18 protein-coding genes are annotated in these 18,871 nt (G+C 64.4%); 12 read left to right on the top strand and 6 right to left on the bottom strand.

All coding sequences use genetic code 11. The features are described 5' to 3' along the window. The first annotated feature begins 21 nt into the window (after positions 1 to 21). From NSO95_RS06750 to NSO95_RS06765, 4 genes are all read left to right on the top strand, one after another. Complete coding sequence (locus NSO95_RS06750) at positions 22 to 1,482, top strand: M28 family peptidase (protein ID WP_257595419.1); 1,461 nt, start codon at positions 22 to 24, stop codon at positions 1,480 to 1,482. Between the two features lie 96 nt (positions 1,483 to 1,578). Beyond that, complete coding sequence (gene guaB, locus NSO95_RS06755) at positions 1,579 to 3,042, top strand: IMP dehydrogenase (protein ID WP_257595420.1); 1,464 nt, start codon at positions 1,579 to 1,581, stop codon at positions 3,040 to 3,042. A gap of 156 nt (positions 3,043 to 3,198) precedes the next feature. Continuing rightward, positions 3,199 to 4,380 (top strand): RsmB/NOP family class I SAM-dependent RNA methyltransferase, encoded by a 1,182-nt coding sequence (locus NSO95_RS06760; protein ID WP_257595421.1) that lies wholly within the window; start codon positions 3,199 to 3,201, stop codon positions 4,378 to 4,380. Positions 4,381 to 4,439: 59 nt separating this feature from the next. Further along, positions 4,440 to 4,943: a tetratricopeptide repeat protein gene (locus NSO95_RS06765; RefSeq protein WP_257595422.1), complete on the top strand. Its 504-nt coding sequence runs from the start codon at positions 4,440 to 4,442 to the stop codon at positions 4,941 to 4,943. A gap of 300 nt (positions 4,944 to 5,243) precedes the next feature. Here the strand turns inward: NSO95_RS06765 and NSO95_RS06770 are convergent, their stop codons facing one another. Together NSO95_RS06770 and NSO95_RS06775 are read right to left on the bottom strand one after the other, a co-directional pair. After that, positions 5,244 to 5,720 carry an RNA pyrophosphohydrolase gene (locus tag NSO95_RS06770; RefSeq protein ID WP_257595423.1) on the bottom strand — a complete coding sequence of 159 codons (477 nt, stop codon included), beginning with the start codon at positions 5,718 to 5,720 and terminating at the stop codon, positions 5,244 to 5,246. Next, positions 5,721 to 6,671, bottom strand: coding sequence for an alpha/beta hydrolase (locus tag NSO95_RS06775; protein ID WP_257595424.1), 951 nt, complete (start codon positions 6,669 to 6,671; stop codon positions 5,721 to 5,723). A 174-nt stretch (positions 6,672 to 6,845) separates the two neighbouring features. Between NSO95_RS06775 and NSO95_RS06780 the strand changes: the two genes are divergently transcribed. The 6 genes from NSO95_RS06780 (at position 6,846) to NSO95_RS06805 (ending at position 13,107) form a co-directional block, all read left to right on the top strand. Beyond that, positions 6,846 to 8,771, top strand: a complete 1,926-nt coding sequence (locus NSO95_RS06780; RefSeq protein WP_257595425.1) for a 2-oxoacid:acceptor oxidoreductase subunit alpha — start codon at positions 6,846 to 6,848, stop codon at positions 8,769 to 8,771. A 32-nt stretch (positions 8,772 to 8,803) separates the two neighbouring features. Beyond that, positions 8,804 to 9,181, top strand: a complete 378-nt coding sequence (locus tag NSO95_RS06785; protein WP_257595426.1) for a hypothetical protein — start codon at positions 8,804 to 8,806, stop codon at positions 9,179 to 9,181. Next, a complete protein-coding gene (locus NSO95_RS06790) occupies positions 9,178 to 10,215 on the top strand; it encodes a 2-oxoacid:ferredoxin oxidoreductase subunit beta (protein WP_257595427.1) in 1,038 nt (345 codons plus the stop codon). Before NSO95_RS06785 ends, NSO95_RS06790 begins: the two co-directional genes overlap by 4 nt. Before the next feature lie 50 nt (positions 10,216 to 10,265). Continuing rightward, the gene (locus NSO95_RS06795; RefSeq protein ID WP_257595428.1) at positions 10,266 to 10,646 is read left to right on the top strand and encodes a GxxExxY protein; all 381 of its coding nucleotides are present in this window, start codon (positions 10,266 to 10,268) and stop codon (positions 10,644 to 10,646) included. Positions 10,647 to 10,687: 41 nt separating this feature from the next. Next, a complete protein-coding gene (locus NSO95_RS06800; protein ID WP_257595429.1) occupies positions 10,688 to 11,617 on the top strand; it encodes a metal-dependent hydrolase in 930 nt (309 codons plus the stop codon). A 113-nt stretch (positions 11,618 to 11,730) separates the two neighbouring features. Further along, positions 11,731 to 13,107, top strand: a complete 1,377-nt coding sequence (locus NSO95_RS06805) for a cryptochrome/photolyase family protein (protein ID WP_257595430.1) — start codon at positions 11,731 to 11,733, stop codon at positions 13,105 to 13,107. Here NSO95_RS06805 and NSO95_RS06810 read toward each other — a convergent pair. Next, entirely contained in the window at positions 13,104 to 13,517 is a 414-nt protein-coding gene (locus NSO95_RS06810) for a hypothetical protein (RefSeq protein ID WP_257595431.1), read from the bottom strand. The genes NSO95_RS06805 and NSO95_RS06810 overlap by 4 nt on opposite strands. 98 nt (positions 13,518 to 13,615) lie before the next feature. Here NSO95_RS06810 and NSO95_RS06815 point away from each other — a divergent pair, with 98 nt between their 5' ends. Together NSO95_RS06815 and NSO95_RS06820 are read left to right on the top strand one after the other, a co-directional pair. Further along, complete coding sequence (locus NSO95_RS06815) at positions 13,616 to 14,854, top strand: SAM-dependent methyltransferase (protein WP_257595432.1); 1,239 nt, start codon at positions 13,616 to 13,618, stop codon at positions 14,852 to 14,854. A 23-nt stretch (positions 14,855 to 14,877) separates the two neighbouring features. Beyond that, complete coding sequence (locus NSO95_RS06820; protein WP_257595433.1) at positions 14,878 to 16,089, top strand: serine hydrolase domain-containing protein; 1,212 nt, start codon at positions 14,878 to 14,880, stop codon at positions 16,087 to 16,089. A gap of 6 nt (positions 16,090 to 16,095) precedes the next feature. Here NSO95_RS06820 and NSO95_RS06825 read toward each other — a convergent pair whose 3' ends face one another. The 3 genes from NSO95_RS06825 to purF form a co-directional block, all read right to left on the bottom strand. After that, positions 16,096 to 16,443 (bottom strand): PilZ domain-containing protein, encoded by a 348-nt coding sequence (locus NSO95_RS06825; protein WP_257595905.1) that lies wholly within the window; start codon positions 16,441 to 16,443, stop codon positions 16,096 to 16,098. A gap of 129 nt (positions 16,444 to 16,572) precedes the next feature. Next, on the bottom strand, positions 16,573 to 17,295 hold the full coding sequence (locus tag NSO95_RS06830) for an SDR family NAD(P)-dependent oxidoreductase (protein ID WP_257595434.1): 723 nt from the start codon (positions 17,293 to 17,295) through the stop codon (positions 16,573 to 16,575). Further along, positions 17,296 to 18,762, bottom strand: coding sequence for an amidophosphoribosyltransferase (gene purF / locus NSO95_RS06835; RefSeq protein ID WP_257595435.1), 1,467 nt, complete (start codon positions 18,760 to 18,762; stop codon positions 17,296 to 17,298). Positions 18,763 to 18,871 lie beyond the last annotated feature (109 nt).

The raw sequence follows: 18,871 nt of genomic DNA on the forward strand, positions 1-18,871 counted from the left end.
CCAAGGGGAGCACACAGGGGCATGTCAGGGTTGCGTATCGGCTTCGCCTTGCTGCTGGCGGCGTTCCTCGCCGCCTGCGCGACCATGCCGTCACAAAGGGCAGCCTACCAAGCCGAACGGCAGGCGCTGAGCGATCATATCCGTGTGTTGTCTGGTCCCGAGTACGGCGGGCGGATGCCGGGCACAGAAGGCGGGCGGATGACGCAGGCCTACATGGTCGAGAAACTGACAGGCTATGGCTTTCAGCCGGGCGCGGCCGGTGGCAGCTGGCACCAGCCGGTCACGCTCCAACGATTCAGCCCGGTATCCTCGCGGCTGACTATCCGCTCGGGCCGCCAGTCGCTCCCGCTCTCCGGCGAGGGGTTGCTGGTCCGTATTCGTAGCGAAAGCCGGACGGTCAAGGATGCCGGGATCGTCTTCGTTGCCGACAAGCAAGGTCTGCATGCGGCATCGCTGACGGGCCAGGTCGCGCTGGTTCGCGCAGACGATATGCAGGCGGTCGCGACCGAACTGCTCGCTGCCGAACCCGCCGCGATCGTTGCGCTGTTCGATGATTCGGCGGCGTTCGATCGTTTCGCTAGAGGCTTTCGCAATGGCAGGTACGGCCTCATCACCCAGCCAAGCGACAGGACCGCCTTTGCCCTGCTGTCACCCGACCTGACGCGTGCGCTTTACGAAAGGCTCGCGACCGACGGAGAAGGATTGGCCGCGCGCGCCACTGAAGCAGGCGCGCCACTCCCGCTGGACGCAACCGCCGACCTTGCCTTCGAAACCGCGCGCGAGACGCTCGAAACCGCCAATGTCATCGGGGTTTTGCCTGGCAGAGTGAAGGGGAGCGGCGCGGTGATGCTGCTCGCGCATTGGGACCACCTCGGCACCTGCGGCGGGGAGAGCGACGAAGACCGCCTGTGCAACGGGGCGGTCGATAACGCGAGCGGGGTCGGGGTGATGCTGGAAACCGCGCGCCTGATCGCCGCACAAGGTCCGCTCGACCGCGATCTCTACATCGTCGGGACCACCGCTGAGGAACTCGGGCTGCTGGGCGCAGAAGCCTTCGCCGAAGACCCGCCGTTCCCGCTGCCCACCATCGTCGCGGCGTTCAATATGGACACGATGGCGATTTCCCCCCGGGGCGCGCCGCTGACGGTGATCGGCGACGGGCGCACCCCGCTCGATCCGGGTATCCGGATGGTGGCGGAATCGCTCGGACGCAAGCTCGATATCCGGGAAGAGCATCAGGCCTTCGTCGCCCGGCAGGACGGCTGGGCGCTGCTGTCACGCGATGTCCCGGCGGTGCTGGTCGGATCGGCGATGGGCGATCAGAGCGCCTTCGACGCTTTCATGTCGACCCACTACCACGCCGCGAGCGACGAGTGGTCGCCCGACATGGAACTGGGCGGGGCGACCGAGGATATCTTCCTCCATGTCGAACTGCTCAGGTACTTCGGCAACGAGGTCAGTTACACTCCCGGCAAGCGATAGACGCTTATCTTTCGCTCGGGCTAGCCGAACGGCGCGGTTCCGGTTAAGGGGCGGCGCACGATTCTTCCCGCCCGCTTCCGCAACGAAAGACGCCTCGTGCAGATCAAAGACATTCCCCTCGGCCTGACCTTCGACGACGTGCTGCTGCGTCCGGGCGAGAGCGACATTCTGCCGTCGATGGCCAATACGGCGACCCGCCTGACGCGCGAGATCGCGCTCAATATCCCGATCCTGTCGGCGGCGATGGATACGGTGACCGAAGCCGACATGGCAATCGTCATGGCGCAGCTGGGCGGTATCGGCGTGCTCCATCGCAATCTTGAAATTGACGAGCAATGCGCGGCGGTGCGCGCGGTCAAGCGGTTCGAAAGCGGGATGGTGGTTAACCCGATCACTATCTCGCCCGATGCCACGCTAGGCGACGCGCAGGCGCTGATGACCCAGCACCGGATCAGCGGCATTCCCGTGACCGACCGCGACGGCAAGCTGTGCGGCATCCTGACCAACCGCGATGTGCGCTTTGCGGAAAATCCCATGCAGCCGGTGCGCGAATTGATGACGACCGAAAATCTCGCGGTCGTGCCGCTCGGCACCGGACAGGAGGAAGCGCGCCGCCTGCTCCACCAACGCCGGATCGAAAAGCTGCTGGTGGTCGATAGCGACTATCGCTGCATCGGGCTGATCACCGTCAAGGATATCGAAAAGGCGGTCAATTATCCCAATGCCACCAAGGATCAGACCGGGCGCCTGCGCGTGGCAGCTGCAACCACGGTGGGCGACAAGGGTTTCGCCCGCACACAGGCGCTGATCGATGCCGAAGTCGATGTGGTGATCATCGATACCGCCCACGGCCACAACCGCGATGTCGCGCGCGCGGTCGAACGCGCGAAGACGCTGAGCAATTCGGTCCAGATCGTGGCGGGCAATGTCGCCACTGCCGAAGCGACCCGCGCGCTGATCGATGCCGGGGCCGATGCGGTCAAGGTCGGCATCGGGCCGGGGTCGATCTGCACCACCCGGGTGGTTGCAGGCGTCGGGGTGCCGCAATTGACCGCGATCATGGAAAGCGCGGAAGAGGCAGCTAAGTCCAACGTGCCAGTCATCGCTGACGGTGGTCTGCGCACTTCGGGCGATGCAGCCAAGGCGCTGGCGGCGGGCGCATCGAGCATCATGATCGGATCGATGCTGGCCGGCACCGCCGAGGCACCGGGCGAAACGTTTCTCTATCAGGGACGCAGCTACAAGAGCTACCGCGGGATGGGCAGTGTCGGCGCAATGGCGCGGGGCAGCGCAGACCGTTATTTCCAGGCCGACGTCTCTGCCTTGAAGCTGGTGCCCGAGGGGATCGAAGGGCAGGTGCCGTTCAAGGGCCCCGCATCCGATGTGATCCACCAGCTGGTCGGCGGGGTCAAGGCAGCGATGGGGTACACCGGCAGCGCCACGATCGAAGACCTGCAGCAACGTGCGCAATTCGTCCGCATCACCAATGCGGGCCTGAACGAAAGCCATGTCCACGACGTGGCGATCACGCGCGAGGCACCCAATTATCCCACGCGCTGAGCCCTCTCCAACTCCGACTGGGCAACAAGTTGCCAAGTCTGCGTATCCTCTCCCGCAAGGGGAGAGGAGATGGTGCTTATCCTCCCCCCTCGCGGGGGAGGATAGCGCAGCTTGCCTGCCCCGCAGGCTAGCGAAGCCTGCAGAGGGGGTTTCCGCATGACCCCCGCCGCCCGCGTCCAGTCGGCGATCGAGATTCTCGACCAGGTGATCGAGGCGGCACGTAGCAACGGCGCGCCTGCGGACCGGATCCTGGCAGATTGGTTTCGCGCCCACCGCTTCGCCGGGTCGAAAGACAAGCGCGCCGTCCGCGAGCTGGTTTACGGCGCGATCCGAGATTGCGGGCCACTGCCGGCATCGGGACGCGCGGCGATGCTGCATTTCACTGCGGGCGATGAAACGCTGCGCGCCTTGTTCGATGGTTCGAACTATGGCCCGGCAGCGGTGGGTTCGACCGAACGTCCGGCGGTTGGCGGCATCGCGCCCAACTGGCTGGTCAAGTCGCTTGCCGCATCCGGCATCGCGGGGGACGAGGCCAAGGCCTTGCTCGGCCGGGCTCCGCTCGATCTGAGGGTCAACACACTCAAGGCCGATCGGGAAACGATCGAATTGCCCGAAGCGGGAGAAGCGCTCGCCGCCCCGCAGGCCCTGCGCTTCCCCTCGGGGACGCAGGCCGATCAATGGGCCGCCTATCGCGACGGGCTGGCCGAGGTGCAGGACCACGGCAGCCAATGGGCCTGTGCGGCGGTCAATGCGCAGCCGGGGGAAACGGTGATCGACCTGTGCGCCGGGGCAGGGGGCAAGACGCTCGCGCTCGCCGCCGCGATGGACAATCGCGGGACGCTCGTCGCCGCCGACACAGACAAACGGCGGCTCGGCAATCTGCCCCCGCGCGCCGAGCGGGCCGGGGCCGGGATGATCGAGACCTTGCTGCTCGATCCGGTTAAGGAACTCGACGCTCTCGCTACATTCCACGGCAAGGCCGACGCGGTTTTGGTCGACGCGCCCTGTTCGGGCACCGGGACCTGGCGGCGCAACCCTGAGGCGCGCTGGCGGCTCGATCCCAAGCAGATCGAGCGTTACGCTGAAACACAGGCGCGTTTGCTCGATGTCGCAGCACAGCTCGTTCGGTCCGGCGGCAGGCTGGTCTATGTCACGTGCTCGCTGCTCGATGTCGAGGGCAAGGATCGGATCACAGCTTTCCTTGCGGCCAATTCGCAATGGAGCGCGTCGCCGCTGAACTTCCCGCTCGGCCGCCCGCATGGCGATGGAACGCGCCTCACACCGTTCCATGACGGCACGGACGGATTTTTCATCGCACGTCTAGAATTGGCATGTTAACGAAGCCGCCGATGGCAGAGTCCGCCCTTCCTCGACCCGCTGCCGCCAAGGAGTTGTTCATGCGTTATGCCCCGCTCGCTGCCGCCCTGTCGCTCGCTTTCGCGGTGACTTCGAGCATCGGCAGTGCCGGCGAACGCGCGCCGTCGCAGCGCGCGGCGATGCTGATTGCCGAAGGGCAGGCCGCGCTCGACGCCGGCCAGCCGCAAAAGGCGATCGATGCGTTCGAGGCTGCGCTGGCGGTCGACCCGGCCTATACCGGAACCTACCTTCACCTCGCCGAGGCCGCGCGCCGCGAGGGGATGCAGGGCAAGGCAATCCGGTACTACCGCGAGGTGCTAACCCGCGATCCGGACAATTACGCCGCGATCTCGGGCGAGGGCGCAGCGCTGGTCGAGAAGGGCGCGGTGGAGAAAGCGAAGACCAATCTCGCCAAGCTCGAATCCGAATGCGGTTCGGGCTGTGCCGAGACACAGGAGCTCGCCAGTGCGATCGCACGCGGCCCGCAACCGCGTGTACTGGCAGCGGAAAACGTCCTGCCCGACACCCAAGTGACGCAGAACTGATCGTCCGTTCCACGACCGTTCAAGTCGTGTGCATGAGGCTGGTCCGCCTTTTGCAATACACCAGCCGTTGTCATTCCCGCGTAGGCGGGAATCCATGGGCTAGGGTCCTTCCTGGATCCCCGCCTTCGCGGGGATGACAAGTTTTGGCGGAGGCCACGGGATGGATCGGCGCTGCTTTGGCTGATGTCACAGGGTTCTATTCAAGGGCACGGACCTGAGGTTGGTTGCGAGGCGGCAGCCTCGTTCAGCGCCGCTACCACCTCCACCCCCTGCACTGAAGAGCAGAGGGCTTCGCGTAGCCTAGATCAGTTCCCGAAACGCTTCCAATACAGTGCGATAGACGCGCTTCTTGAACGGGACGATCAATTCCGGAACACGCTCGGGCTCGACCCACATCCATTCGGCGAATTCGGGCGGGTCGTGCGCTTCGAGGTCGATGTCGGCGTCGCTTCCGGTGAAGCGGGCGAGGAACCAGACCTGCTCTTGGCCGCGATACTTGCCGCCCCACAGCTTGCCCAGAAGTTCCTCAGGCAGGTCGTAGCGGACCACTTCTTCCATCCGCTGGATGATCGCAACATGCTCCTCGCCCACGCCGGTTTCCTCCGCCAGCTCGCGCAGCGCTGCCTCGCGCAGGTCCTCCCCGTCGTCGACGCCGCCCTGCGGCATCTGCCATGCGCCCGAATCCTTGTTGTCGATTCGCTGGCCGACGAACACCTTGCCCTCGGCATTGACCAGCATCACCCCGACGCAGGGGCGGTAACCCGGTTCTCCGTTCATTCAGCCGTGCCTCGCGAGCATCATCTTCATCGCCGCAAACACATGGTCGAGATCCTTCTGGTAGCTCGGAATGGCCTGACGGAGATTGGTAAAGCTGTGGGTGCCGCCCGACACTTCGATGAAGACGTGGTCGATCCCCGCCTGGCTCAGCGCGGCGCTATAGTCGCGGCCCGAATCGCGGATAGGGTCGAGGCTGGCGGTGACCAGCACTGCGGGCGGCGTGCCTGCATGGTCGGCCAGCACCGGCATGGCGCGCCAGTCGCTCTTGTCGGGCTGGTAGGCGGCTTCGAAGAACTCCATCGCGGCGCGTGTCAGCACGAAGCCCTCGGCGAATTGTTCGACACTCGCCGAGCCGACCCAGTCGCTCGCGAGCGGGAAGATCGGCACCTGCAGCACCACCGGCACCGCCGCCGCCTCGCGCATCAGCGCCTGCGTCACCACGATCGCCGCATTGCCGCCCGCGCTGTCGCCGATCGGGACGAGGCCGGTCGCGCTGCGGCCCAGTTCGGCGGGCGATCCGGCGATCCAGCGCGTTGCGGCAACGCAATCTTCGATCGCGGCGGGGAAGGGTGCTTCGGGCGCGCAGCGATAATCGACCGCCACCACCGGCAGATCCATCTGGTGGGCGATCTCGGTGCACAGGCTGTGATGCGTGTCGAGGTCTCCGATCACGAAGCCGCCGCCGTGGTAGAAGCAGATCACCGGACCGGGGTCGCGGCTCTCGCGTGCGTCATACAGGCGCAGCGGGATATCGCCCGCCGGGCCGGGGCAGGCGAGGTTGCGGATGACGGCCAGCTCGCGCGCCGGCGCGTCTGCCATGTCGTGCAGCGCCTGGTATCCCGCGCGCGCTTCCGCGATGGTCACCTCGCCAAGCGGCGGGCCGCCAGCGGCTTCGAGCATGGCGAGGAAAGCCTTCACATCCTCACGCACGTAATGTTCGGTATCGGCCATTGCCGCTTCGCCCCTTATCCTGATTTGCCGACAGCTTAGCGAGGGTGCGCGCCTTTTCCACTCGACATTTTGCAGGTAGCAGAGAAAAACTTGATTGCGGGAGCAGGTCCGGGTTCATAGGTGCCCGGCCACACATGACAGCGCAGATCGAGCTGCGCGAGCAAAGGATTACCCATGGCTACTCTGGCCAAGCCGCCTCTTTCCGAAAAGCCCGAAGCCGTCGTCGTCCGTTTCGCCGGGGATTCCGGTGACGGCATGCAATTGACCGGCGGGCAGTTCACCCTGTCGAGCGCCCTGTCGGGCAACGATTTCGCGACCTTCCCCGATTTCCCCGCCGAGATCCGCGCTCCGCAGGGCACGCTGTTCGGAGTTTCGGCGTTCCAGATCAATTTCGGCGCGACCGACATCGATACCGCGGGCGATGCGCCCGATGTGCTGGTGGCGATGAACCCGGCGGCGCTCAAGACCAACCTGCCCGCATTGAAGCCGGGCGGGCTGGTGATCGTCGACGAGGGCGAGTTCGGCAAACGCAACCTCGACAAGGCAAAATACGACACCAATCCGCTCGACGACGATACGCTCGCCAAATACGACGTCCTCCGGCTCGATATCTCCGCGCGCACGATCGAGGCGGTCAAGCCCTACGGGCTGGGTAACAAGGATGCGCTGCGGTCGAAGAACATGTGGACGCTCGGCCTCGCGCTGTGGATGTTCGACCGCGACCGCACGCCGATCCACGATTGGCTCAAGGCCAAGTTCAAGGGCAAGCCGGAGATCGCCGCGGCCAATATCGCCGCGCTCGATGCGGGCCATGCCTATGGCGAGACGGCGGAACTGGCCGGGCCGCTGCGGCAGGTCCATGTCGATCCGGTGCCGACCGCGCCGGGGCTCTATCGCACGTTGACGGGCGCAGAGGGCATTGCGCTCGGGCTGGTCGCCGGATGCCGGCTTCTGCGCTTGCCGATGTTCTTCGGTGGCTATCCGATCACCCCGGCCTCTGCGATCCTGCATCATCTGGTGCGGATGAAGGAATTCAACGTCACCACCTTCCAGGCGGAAGACGAGATCGCCGCGATCTGCGCCGCCATCGGGGCGAGCTATGCCGGCTCGCTTGGCATTACATCCTCGTCGGGTCCGGGCATCGCGCTCAAGACCGAGGCGATCGGCCTCGGCATCATGACCGAGCTGCCGCTGGTGATCGTCAATTCGCAGCGCGGCGGCCCTTCCACCGGCCTGCCGACCAAGACCGAGCAGAGCGACCTCTATCAGGCGGTTTATGGCCGCAACGGCGATGCGCCGATGCCGGTGATCGCCGCGCGCAGCCCGGCCGACGCCTTCGACTGCGCGATCGAGGCCTGCCGCATCGCGGTGCAGTACATGACCCCGGTGATGCTGCTGACCGACGGCTATATCGCCAACGCCGCCGAGCCGTGGCGGGTGCCCGATCCCGAGGCTTTCGAGCGGATGCCGGCCGAATTCCTCGAAGAGGCCAACGGGCCGGACGGACAGTTGCTGCCGTTCAAGCGGGACGCGAAAGGTGCGCGGCCATGGATCAAGCCTGGCACGCCGGGGCTGATGCACCGTATCGGCGGGATCGAGAAGGCGGTCGACACCGGCCATATCGACTATTCGCCCGCCAACCACCAGGCGATGACCGATGCCCGCAAGAACAAGATCGAAGGCATCCGGGTGCGCGACCAGCAGGTTTCGGTCGGCACCAAGGGCGGCAAGCTGGCGGTGGTCGGCTGGGGCTCGACCTACGGCCCGATCCACCAGGCGGTGACCCGCGCACGGCGCGGCGGGCTGGACGCCAGCCACATCCACCTGCGCCACATCTGGCCGCTGCCCGCCAATCTGGGCGAGCTGCTGGGGAGTTATGACAAGGTGCTGGTTCCCGAAATGAACACCGGCCAGCTCAAGACCTTGCTGCGCGACCAGTATCTGATCGACGCCCAGCCGCTGACCAAGACCAGCGGCCAGCCGTTCCAGATCGCCGAGCTGGAAGCCGCGATTGCGACGTATTTCGACGGCGTGCCGGGCAATGCGGGCGGCAATATTGTGCCACCCAACGATCAACAATTACCAAGTACCGAAAGTTAGACATGGCCTCTCCGAACAGAATTTCGCTCGGTTTGGAACGTCTGGCTATCGTGTTGCCCGTATCAATTGTTTCGGTCGCAGCAGGATACGCTCTTGGTTCGAGTTGGCTCACTTTCGCATTGATTTCCGCTGGTTGTTTGGCTGCGATGATCTACGTGGGCAGGAAGCATGGTGTTTCTCACACTGGGGCTCTCAGCCCATCAATTTTCGATAGATATGCTCCGAGGGTAGCCTTATCAATTGCGCTTCTCCTTCCGTTTGTGATGGCTTTGGCGAACTCGCTGGTGGCGCGAATGGATGGTGCCTCGATCGAACCGTTCTTATGGATCGCTCTTGCGGGCGCTGGATTCAGCGCCGTCATCACGCTGCTTATTCCGGATTCTTGGACACGTAAGAAAGTGTTGAAATGAACGCCCCTGTAAAAATCGAAACCACCCTCAAGGACTGGGAAACCGACCAGGAGGTGCGCTGGTGCCCCGGGTGCGGGGACTATGCGATCCTGAAAGCGGTGCAGCGCACGCTTCCGGTGCTCGGCGCGGACCCCAAGAACACGGTGTTCATCAGCGGCATCGGCTGCTCAAGCCGCTTCCCCTATTACGTCGAGAGCTACGGCTTCCACACCATCCACGGCCGCGCGCCGGCGGTGGCGACGGGGGTCAAACTCGCTAATCCGGAGCTCGACGTGTGGATCGTCACCGGTGACGGCGACGGAATGAGCATTGGCGGCAATCACACGATGCACATCCTGCGGCGCAATCTGAACTGCCAGATCTTGCTGTTCAACAACGAGATCTACGGCCTGACCAAGGGGCAGGCCTCGCCCACCAGCCGCCTCGGCACCCGCTCGCCGACGACGCCCGCAGGCAGCTACGATCGCCCGGCCAAGGCCTGTGCCTTCGCCATCGGTGCGGGAGCGCGCTTCGTGGCGCGCGGGTTCGATGTGTCGAAGAAGCTGCCCGAAGTCCTCGAGGCCGCCTACCGCCACCAGGGCGCGGCCTTCGTCGAGATCTTCCAGAACTGCATCGTCTACAACAAGGACGTGTTCGACGGCTTCGCCGCGCCCAAGGGGGCGGAGGACCACCAGCTGTGGCTGGAGGACGGGCAGCCGATGTTGTTTGCCAATGGCACCAAGGGCATCACGCTCGACCATAACACCCTGCAACTGGCGATTGTCGATGTTGTGGATGGTGATTGGCAGAGCGCCGGGGTGATCGTCCACAACGTCCGCAACCGCTCGATTGCGCATATGCTGGTCGAAATCCCGTTCCCCGAATTCCCCAAGGCGCTCGGCGTGCTCTACGATGATCCGCGGCCGAGCTTCGAAGGCGAAGTGATGGACGAAAAGGCGCGCATGTCGGAAGGCAAGGAACCCAACCTCGCCGCGCTGCTGGGCAAGGGCCAGAGCTGGACTGTCGATGACGAACAGGGGCATCCGGCGGAGTAATTTGTTTCGCGCTAAGACGCTAAGACGCAAAGGGGAAAGCGGCAATCGAAGTGCTGATCCGTCACTGTGTCGATCGGGGGTATCGTTTGCACCGGGATCTCGGTCCGGGCCTGCTAGAGAATGTCTATGAAAGCCTTCTGTTTGAAGGCCTACGGCGGGATGGGCTTGCAGTGCTGAGACAACAATCGGTTCCCGTCTCGCATGACGGGATCGTGATCGAAAACGGCTTTCGCTACGATCTGCTTGTCGAAGACAAGCTATTGATTGAAATAAAATCGACTGAACGCCACGCTGCAGTCCATGCGAAGCAGGTGATAACCTACTTGCGCCTGTTGGACTTGCGCATTGGGCTGTTGATGAACTTCGGCATGGGAACTTTCAAGGAGGGCTGCCAGCGCCTCGTGAACAACTACGTGAAAGGCCAGCAATGAAGCCTCCTTTGCGTCTTAGCGTCTTTGCGCGAAACAAGTAGATGGACAATCTCACCCACAGCCTCGTCGGGGCGCTGATCGGGCAGGCGGGGCTCAAGCGGAAGACGGGGCTCGCCATGCCCGCGCTGATTATCGGGGCGAACCTGCCCGATATTGATGCAGCATGCTTCTTCTGGCTGGAGGGGCTGGAGCACCTCGGTTTTCGCCGCGGGATCACGCATGGCCCGCCCGCGCTGGTGCTGCTGCCGCTGATCCTCGCGGGGCTGCTGTGGGGCTTCGACCGCTGGCAGGCGAAGCGCGGTACCCGGCCAGAAAGCCGGTTACCGGTCAGCTTCAAATGGCTGTTCTTGCTGAGCTTCATAGGCTGCCTGACCCACCCGGCGCTCGACTGGCTCAATGTATATGGCATCCGTCTGCTGGAGCCGTTTTCGAGCCAGTGGTTCTACGGCGACACGCTGTTCATCATCGACGTGTGGCTGTGGGCGCTGATGGGCTTCGCGACGTGGTTCTCGCTGCGGCGGGAGAAGCGGGGTGGCGAGTGGATGAAGCCCGCGCGGGTCGCGTTGGTGGTGTCACTGGCTTACATCGGCGCTAATGGTGCGATTTCGAAACTTGCACAGCTGACGGGTCCCCAAGTTTCCGGCTTTCGCACTATACAAAGTCCGCTCCCGCTTGCATCGTGGCACCGGGAGACGCTGACACAGAAGGCCGACGGTCAATGGTGGATCGGACGAGATTTGGTTGGTCATTGCTCCCTCGATCCGGTTAGACAGCTCACATTGAGGTCTTCCGAACTATCTTCCGAACTAAACGCCTTCCTCTTCTGGTCTCGTGCTCCCTTTGCCGAGCGCGCGCCGGACGGCTCGGTCATCCTGCGCGATGCGCGGTTCTACGATCCGCGCGCGCGGGACCGGTTCTCGCTCGCGCTGCCGGAGGTGAAGTGTGAGCCTCTTGACGGTCCGTCACCCTGAACTTGTTTCAGGGTCCATTTCTGCCTCATAGCCATCGATCTGATCCGATAGATGGATGCTGAAACAAGTTCAGAATGACGGAATTGGTTGGCTAAGGAACTCATACAGGACAAATGACACAGGCCCAAATCGTCTGGCTGCGGCGCGACTTGCGCCTGGGCGACAACCCCGCGCTGTATCATGCCGCCGAGGCTGGACCGATGGTTGCGGTCTACGTGCTCGACGATGCTCGGGCGAAGGGGCACGCTCATGGCGGAGCCTCACGCTGGTGGCTGCACCATTCGCTCGCCAGCCTTGCCAAGAGCCTCGAAGCCAGAGGCAGCCGCCTGATCTTGCGCCGAGGCGATGCGGTCGAGGAACTGTGCAAGGTGGCCGAAGAACTCGGTGCGACCACAGTGCAGGCCAACCGCCACTACGAGCCATGGTGGCGCAAGGCGCAGTCGGAACTCAGAGAGAAGCTCGACCTGCAACTGCACGACGCCAACTACCTGCTCCCGCCCGGGGCAGTCACTACCGGCTCAGGCACGCCGTACAAGATCTACACTCCGTTCTCCAAGGCGACGCTCGACCTGCTGCCCCCGCGCGATGCGCTGCCTGCGCCGGAGACGCTCAGCGTGCCCGAGCGCTGGCCTGCCAGCGATGTGCTGGACGGTTGGGATCTGCTCCCGACCAAGCCTGATTGGGCCGGCGGCATGGGCGATTTCTGGACTGTGGGTGAGGCAGCGGCACATGAGCGGCTTGCCTGGTGGGCCGATCACGTCGCCGACTATGACGATGCGCGCAACCTTCCGTCAGTCGACAAGACCAGCCAGCTTTCGCCGCATCTCCATTTTGGCGAGATCTCGGCTGCGCAGATCTGGCACGCGCTCAAGGATCGACGCTCGACCGGCTGGAAAACCTTCGAGAAGGAATTGATCTGGCGCGACTATGCCCAGAACGTGATCTGCCAGTTCCCGGCCTATGCCACGCAGAGCTACCGCGAGGATTTCAATGCGCTGGAATGGCGCGATCACACCGGCGAGGCGGCGGCCGACCTCAAGGCCTGGCAGCAGGGCCGCACCGGCTATCCCATCGTCGACGCCGGGATGCGCCAGCTGTGGCAGACCGGCTGGATGCACAACCGCGTCCGCATGATCGCCGCCAGCTTCCTCATCAAGCACCTGCTGATCGACTGGCGCGTGGGCGAGCGATGGTTCTGGGATACGCTGGTCGATGCCGATTATGCCAGCAACGCCTGCAACTGGCAGTGGGTGGCGGGCAGCGGGGTCGACAGCAACATGTTCGTGCGGATCATGGCCCCGCTGACGCAAAGCGAGAAGTTCGACGCGGCGGCCTATATCCGCCAATATGTGCCCGAACTGAAGCACTTGCCCGACAGCGAAATCCACGATCCGGCCGACGACCGACGTGGCCGCTATCCCGACAAGATCATCGGCCACAAGGAAGGCCGCGAGCGGGCTCTTGCAGCCTATCGCGCGACGAAAGGCTAGGCCGCCATTCGGCTCGCGACGAGGCGTCTCGCAACCAGCACACCGGCCAGCGGCAGAACGACCGCTGCGGCCATCATCCACAGCGGGTGCGGGAACATCTGGGTCGTGAACAGGCTCAGCGCGACCAGAACCAGCCCGACGATCCAGCCCGGCATCGCCTCCTTGCCGAGTACCATCGCCGTAGCGGCCCCGGCCGTTGCGCCGAGGAACCATGCCACCACCACCGCGATCTTCGCGCCGAGCGGTATGACCTCCATCAGTCGGGCCTGATCCTCCGGCTTGGTGATGTCGAGCCCCTCCGGCGGCGGGAAGATCGCATGACCCGCTCCCTCTGCGAGCATGACCACCAGCATGGCGACAATCAGCCCCGCAACCACCGCGACGACCTTTCTGACGATCGGATTGTTCATCGATTTTCTCCCCCGATGTCCAGATAGCAGCGCAGCGAGCGGGGAGGAAGCCTGCTCGCGGCTTGCTCTCCCCAACGCGCCGCGCCATATTTACATCGATGACAGCAACGGGGTTGGAAAGGGGCAGCGAGTTGCTCGCAGGCGCGGCGCGTTTCGAGCGCCGCCCGGGCCTTTTGGCGCGCGGCATCGCGCCGGGATTTCACAAGATTCTCGATCTTGTCGACCGCGGCCTCGAATCGGGCACCATCCACGGGCGCCTGCCCGACGGGACGACCCGCCTGCTCGGCGGTCGCAGCGCGGGGTTCGAGGCCGAGGTCCGGTTGAACGACTGGCGCGGGTTGATGCGGCTGGCGACCAATGGCTCGATCGGCTGGTATCAGGCGTGGGCGGCGGGCGAATGGGAAAGTCCCGATCCGGTCCCCGTTTTCGCGCTGTTCGGGGCAAATGGCGACGCGTTGGGCGACACCGGGCGCGCGATGGGGCCGTTCCGCTGGGCGGCGCGCTTTGCGCACTGGCTCAACCGCAACACGCCGGAAGGCTCGGCGCGCAATATCCATGCGCATTACGATCTCGGCAACGACTTTTACCGCCAGTGGCTCGATCCGACGATGAGCTATTCCTCGGCGAGCTGGCAACCGGGCGACGATCTCGAGGCGGCACAGCGCCGCAAATGGGATGCGCTGGCGCAGCGCTTGGATGGTGCAGGCACCCTGCTCGAAATCGGCTGCGGCTGGGGCGGGCTGTCGGACCATTTTTCGCGTGCGGGGATGGATGTCACCGCGATCAGCCTGTCTGACGAGCAGTTGGCGTGGGCGCGCGAGCGGCATGACCCGGCGATCGATTTCCGCAAGCAGGACTATCGCGACACGGCGGGGCAGTTCGATGCCATCGTCAGCGTGGAGATGGTCGAGGCGCTGGGGCGGGAATACTGGCCGACCTTCATGGACAGCATCGCGCGCAACCTGAAGCCCGGCGGCAAGGCGGCAATCCAGTACATTTCGATGCAGGAATCGCTGTTCGATGCCTATGCGCGCAGCGCCGACTTCATCCAAGCCTATATCTTTCCCGGCGGGATGCTGATTCGCAACAGCGAGTTCCGGCAATTGGCGGAGCAGCGCGGGCTCGAATGGCGCGATCAGCACGATTTCGGGCTCGACTATGCCGAAACTCTCGAGGCGTGGCGCGAGCGGTTCGATGCCGCTGCCGCCGAAGGCTGCCTGCCGGCCGGTTTCGACGAGCGGTTCCAACGCCTGTGGCGCTATTACCTGATGTATTGCGAAGGCGGCTTTCGCGGTGGCAGCATCGATGTCCACCAGGTGACGTTGGTCAAGCCGTAGGGACCTTGGGGAGAGGAACGACAATGAAGAAATGGATCATCGGCCTGCTGGCCGTGCTGCTCGTCGCCGGCGGGGTAACGTGGTTCCTCCTGCCCAAGGATACCCGCGAGTTGCTCGCGCATATGCCGACCGACAGGAATGTCCTGTTCTGGTCGGTCGAGCAGCGCGACGCAGCCTTCCGCGCGATGGATGCGCTCCCGGTGCTGGCCGAGGCGCGGGTGATCGAATCGGGCGACAAGGTGTTTCCACTCGCCAAGGGTGAGCCACTCGATCTCGGCCTCGATCTCGACGCCTATATGAAGAAGCAGCGCACCGCCGCAATGGTCATCCTGCTCGATGGCAAGGTGGTTACCGAGGAATACGGCCTCGGCTTCGGGCCCGAAGGCAAATGGACCAGCTTCTCGGTCGCCAAGAGCCTGACCTCGACCATGGTCGGCGCGGCGATTAAGGACGGCCATATCAAGAGCCTCGACGACAAGGTCACCGACTATATCGACGGGCTCAAGGGCTCGGCCTACGACGATGTGACCGTGCGCCAGCTGCTCACCATGACCTCGGGCGTGAAATGGAACGAGGACTATACCGACCCAAAGTCCGATGTCGCGCTGTTCAACGAGCACAAGGCCGAGGATGGGCTGGATGCGACTGTCAGCTATATGCGCAAACTGCCGCGCGAGGCCCCGGCGGGGGAGAAGTGGGTTTACAAGACCGGCGAGACCAACCTCATCGGCGTGCTGGTGAGCGAGGCGACCGGCAAGCCGCTGGCCGAATATCTGTCCGAGAAAGTCTGGTCACGCTTCGGGATGGAGCAGGATGCAACCTGGCTGCTCGGCTCGACCGGGCACGAGATCAGCGGCTGCTGCATTCAGGCATCGACCCGCGATTTCGCGCGCTTCGGGCAATTCATCATGTCCGGTGCGATGATTGATGGCGAAAGCATCCTGCCCGATGGCTGGATGGCCGAGGCCGGCACCAAGCAGGCCGATATCGGCGCACCGGGCAAGGGCTACGGCTTCCAGTGGTGGACCTACGACGACGGCAGCTACGCCGCGCAGGGAATTTTCGGGCAGGGCATCTTCATCGACCCGGCGCGCAAGCTGGTGATCGCATCGAACAGCAACTGGCCCACGGCGACCGATGAGGAAGGGGTCGGCGCGGAGCGAGAGAGGTTCTATAAGGCGGTCCAGGCGGCGGTCGACCGGAAATCAAGCAAAGCAGCAGCGCCTGCCACCTGATCTGCGTCAGAGCGTGCTGCGATAGACCGTGCTGGGACTGTAACGCTGCAGGATGTTGTCGTGCACGATCGGGCTGAGCAATTCGCTGAACGCGCAGCCAGCAATCGAGCTTTCCCACCACACCACCTCTGCCTGGAGCGATTCGAGACCGGGGAGGGTGATCCAGCATAGCTGTCCGACGTGCATTCGGCTGATGGCCGACGCGCTGAAGCCCGAAATCGACAGGTCGTGCACCACGGTCTGGAACGCGCGTCCGCCCGATGCACGCAGTTGCGCCGGGATGATGAGCTTGGTGCGCGGGCTGCAGCGATCTTCCTGCGCCGCGAGGTGATAGCTATTCGTCGAATCCAGCATCATCGCCCGAAACCCCGTATTGAAACTGACCGGACCTGACGCGCGGGTGCGCGGGAGGCATTGCACAGTGTGGCCAGATCTGGTTTCGCGGGGGTTGCCGAGGGTGCTTAAGGCGAATTTACCAGTGTCTTACGCGGTTTCCGGTACTCGCTCGCGATGCCCGGTCTCGAAATCGCGTGCCAGCAGTGCGACGAGGTGCGCGCCGACCATGGCAGGCTCCTTGACCGTCTTCGGATCCTCGCCCGGATAGGCCTTGGCCCGCATCGCCGTTCGGGTCGCGCCCGGATCGACGATCGCGACTTTCACGCCGCCGATCTTCTCGACCTCGGCGGCATAGCTGTCGAGCAGCGATTCGAACGCTGCCTTGGTCGAACCGTAAGCCGCCCAGAACGCGCGCGGCTGGGCGCCAACCGAGCTGGTCAGCGCGATGACGCGCCCTTTTCCGCTGCGCTTGAGCAGCGGATCGAAGGATGCGAGCAGCGCCTGCGTTGAAAGCAGGTTGGTCGTCACCGCCGTGGCGAACTGCTTCGGGTCGATCTGCGTCACCGGGGTGAGGTTCGGCAGATACGCGGCAGACAGCACCAGAATATCCAGCTTGTTCCAGCGGCCCGCAACCGCAGATGCCAGCCGCGCGATGCCGTCGCCCTCGGCCAGATCGATCGGCGCGATGGTGGCGGAACCGCCGGCATCGTGGACTGCATCCTCGACGCCCTCCAGCGCACGCACGTCGCGCGCGGTCAGGATGACATGCGCACCGGCCGCCGCGAGCGCCTGCGCGGTTGCCGCGCCGATGCCCTTGCTTGCACCGGTGACAAGCGCAATGCGCCCCTCGAGCGGTCTGGCGTCGGTCATTCAGGCTACCTTGTCGAAAGAGAGTTGTGCGTCCCCGGCCTGCTTCTGCGCAAGGTCGGTCAGCGATGTGGGATATTCGCCGGTGAAGCAGGCGTCGCAGAATTGCGGGCAGGCCGAATTGCGCGGTATTCCCCCCACCGCGCGATAAAGTCCGTCGATCGACACGAAGGCGAGGCTGTCCGCCTTGATGAATTCGCGCATCGGCTCGACATCCATCCGCGCGGCGAGCAGTTTCGACCGTTCGGGTGTGTCCACGCCGTAGAAGCAGCTGTGCGCGGTCGGCGGGCTGGCGACGCGGAAATGAACTTCGCTCGCCCCGGCCTCGCGCATCATCTCGACGATCTGCAGCGAAGTGGTGCCGCGTACGATGCTGTCGTCGATCAGCACGATCCGCTTGCCTTCCACGAGGCCGCGATTTGCGTTGTGCTTGCGCTTCACGCTGGAAGTGCGCGCGCCGTCGCCCGGCTGGATGAAGGTTCGCCCGACATAGTGCGAGCGGATGATGCCGAGCTCGAACGGCACGCCCGATTGCTGCGCATAGCCGATCGCCGCCGGAACGCCGCTGTCGGGCACCGGAACCACCAGGTCCGCCTCGACCGGGCTCTCGATCGCCAGCTGCTCGCCGATCGCCTTGCGCGCGGCATAGACGCTGCGCCCGTCGAAGATCGAATCGGGACGGCTGAAATAGACATGCTCGAAAATGCACGGGCGGGGGGCGTGGTTGCCGAACGGGCGGAGCGATTCGACCTTGCCGTCGAACCCGACCTTGACCAGCTCGCCTGGCTCGATCGAGCGGGTGAATTCCGCGCCAACCACATCGAAGGCCACCGTCTCGCTGGCGAACACCACCGCATCGCCAAGCTTGCCCATCTGCAAGGGCCGGATGCCTAGCGGGTCGCGGCAGGCGATCATCCCTTCGGGCGTCATCACGATGAGGGAATAGGCGCCCTCGACCATCCGCAGCGCGTCGACGAAACGGTCGATCATCGTGGGGTAGCGGCTGGTCGCGACCAGGTGGATGATGACTTCAGTGTCCGAGGTAGACTGGAAGATCGCGCCCCGGCTGACGAGGTCGTCGCGCACCGCCTGCGCGTTCGAGAAATTGCCGTTGTGCGCCACCGCGAAGCCGCCGCTGGCGAGATCGGCGTAAAGCGGCTGCACGTTGCGCAGCCCCGAACCGCCGGTGGTCGAATAGCGGACATGGCCGGCCGCCATGAAGCCGGGCAATTCGCCGAGCTGCTGAGGGGTTGAGAAATTTTCCGCCACGTGACCGAGCCCGCGGCGCGAAAAGAACGTCGTGCCGTCGAAACTGGTGATCCCGGCGGCTTCCTGCCCGCGATGTTGCAGGGCGTGCAGGCCCAGCGCGGTGAGGGCAGAAGCTTGGTCGGATCGGATCGCACCGAAAATGCCGCACTCTTCGCGCAGCTTGTCGCCGTCCGCGTCCCTGAAAGGGTCCGTCACATTCATTGCCGATCGCCCGTGCCTGTCCTGCCAGCGCTGGGCTGCGCTGCTGTCGTGCGCGTCAATGGCGATGTTGCAGCGAGATTACAAGGGCGGGCGGGTCCGGCCGACAGGC

This window comes from Parerythrobacter lacustris, from assembly GCF_024626475.1.
Lineage (GTDB): Bacteria > Pseudomonadota > Alphaproteobacteria > Sphingomonadales > Sphingomonadaceae > Parerythrobacter_A > Parerythrobacter_A lacustris.

Coding starts and splice junctions, on each gene's coding strand:
- NSO95_RS06815 (WP_257595432.1), top strand. CDS start 13,616: ATGACAGCAACGGGGTTGGAAAGGGGCAGCGAGTTGCTCGCAGGCGCG.
- NSO95_RS06820 (WP_257595433.1), top strand. CDS start 14,878: ATGAAGAAATGGATCATCGGCCTGCTGGCCGTGCTGCTCGTCGCCGGC.
- NSO95_RS06805 (WP_257595430.1), top strand. CDS start 11,731: ATGACACAGGCCCAAATCGTCTGGCTGCGGCGCGACTTGCGCCTGGGC.
- NSO95_RS06800 (WP_257595429.1), top strand. CDS start 10,688: ATGGACAATCTCACCCACAGCCTCGTCGGGGCGCTGATCGGGCAGGCG.
- NSO95_RS06765 (WP_257595422.1), top strand. CDS start 4,440: ATGCGTTATGCCCCGCTCGCTGCCGCCCTGTCGCTCGCTTTCGCGGTG.
- purF (WP_257595435.1), bottom strand. CDS start 18,762: ATGAATGTGACGGACCCTTTCAGGGACGCGGACGGCGACAAGCTGCGC.
- NSO95_RS06825 (WP_257595905.1), bottom strand. CDS start 16,443: ATGCTGGATTCGACGAATAGCTATCACCTCGCGGCGCAGGAAGATCGC.
- NSO95_RS06790 (WP_257595427.1), top strand. CDS start 9,178: ATGAACGCCCCTGTAAAAATCGAAACCACCCTCAAGGACTGGGAAACC.
- NSO95_RS06830 (WP_257595434.1), bottom strand. CDS start 17,295: ATGACCGACGCCAGACCGCTCGAGGGGCGCATTGCGCTTGTCACCGGT.
- NSO95_RS06810 (WP_257595431.1), bottom strand. CDS start 13,517: ATGAACAATCCGATCGTCAGAAAGGTCGTCGCGGTGGTTGCGGGGCTG.
- NSO95_RS06780 (WP_257595425.1), top strand. CDS start 6,846: ATGGCTACTCTGGCCAAGCCGCCTCTTTCCGAAAAGCCCGAAGCCGTC.
- NSO95_RS06760 (WP_257595421.1), top strand. CDS start 3,199: ATGACCCCCGCCGCCCGCGTCCAGTCGGCGATCGAGATTCTCGACCAG.
- NSO95_RS06750 (WP_257595419.1), top strand. CDS start 22: ATGTCAGGGTTGCGTATCGGCTTCGCCTTGCTGCTGGCGGCGTTCCTC.
- NSO95_RS06775 (WP_257595424.1), bottom strand. CDS start 6,671: ATGGCCGATACCGAACATTACGTGCGTGAGGATGTGAAGGCTTTCCTC.
- NSO95_RS06770 (WP_257595423.1), bottom strand. CDS start 5,720: ATGAACGGAGAACCGGGTTACCGCCCCTGCGTCGGGGTGATGCTGGTC.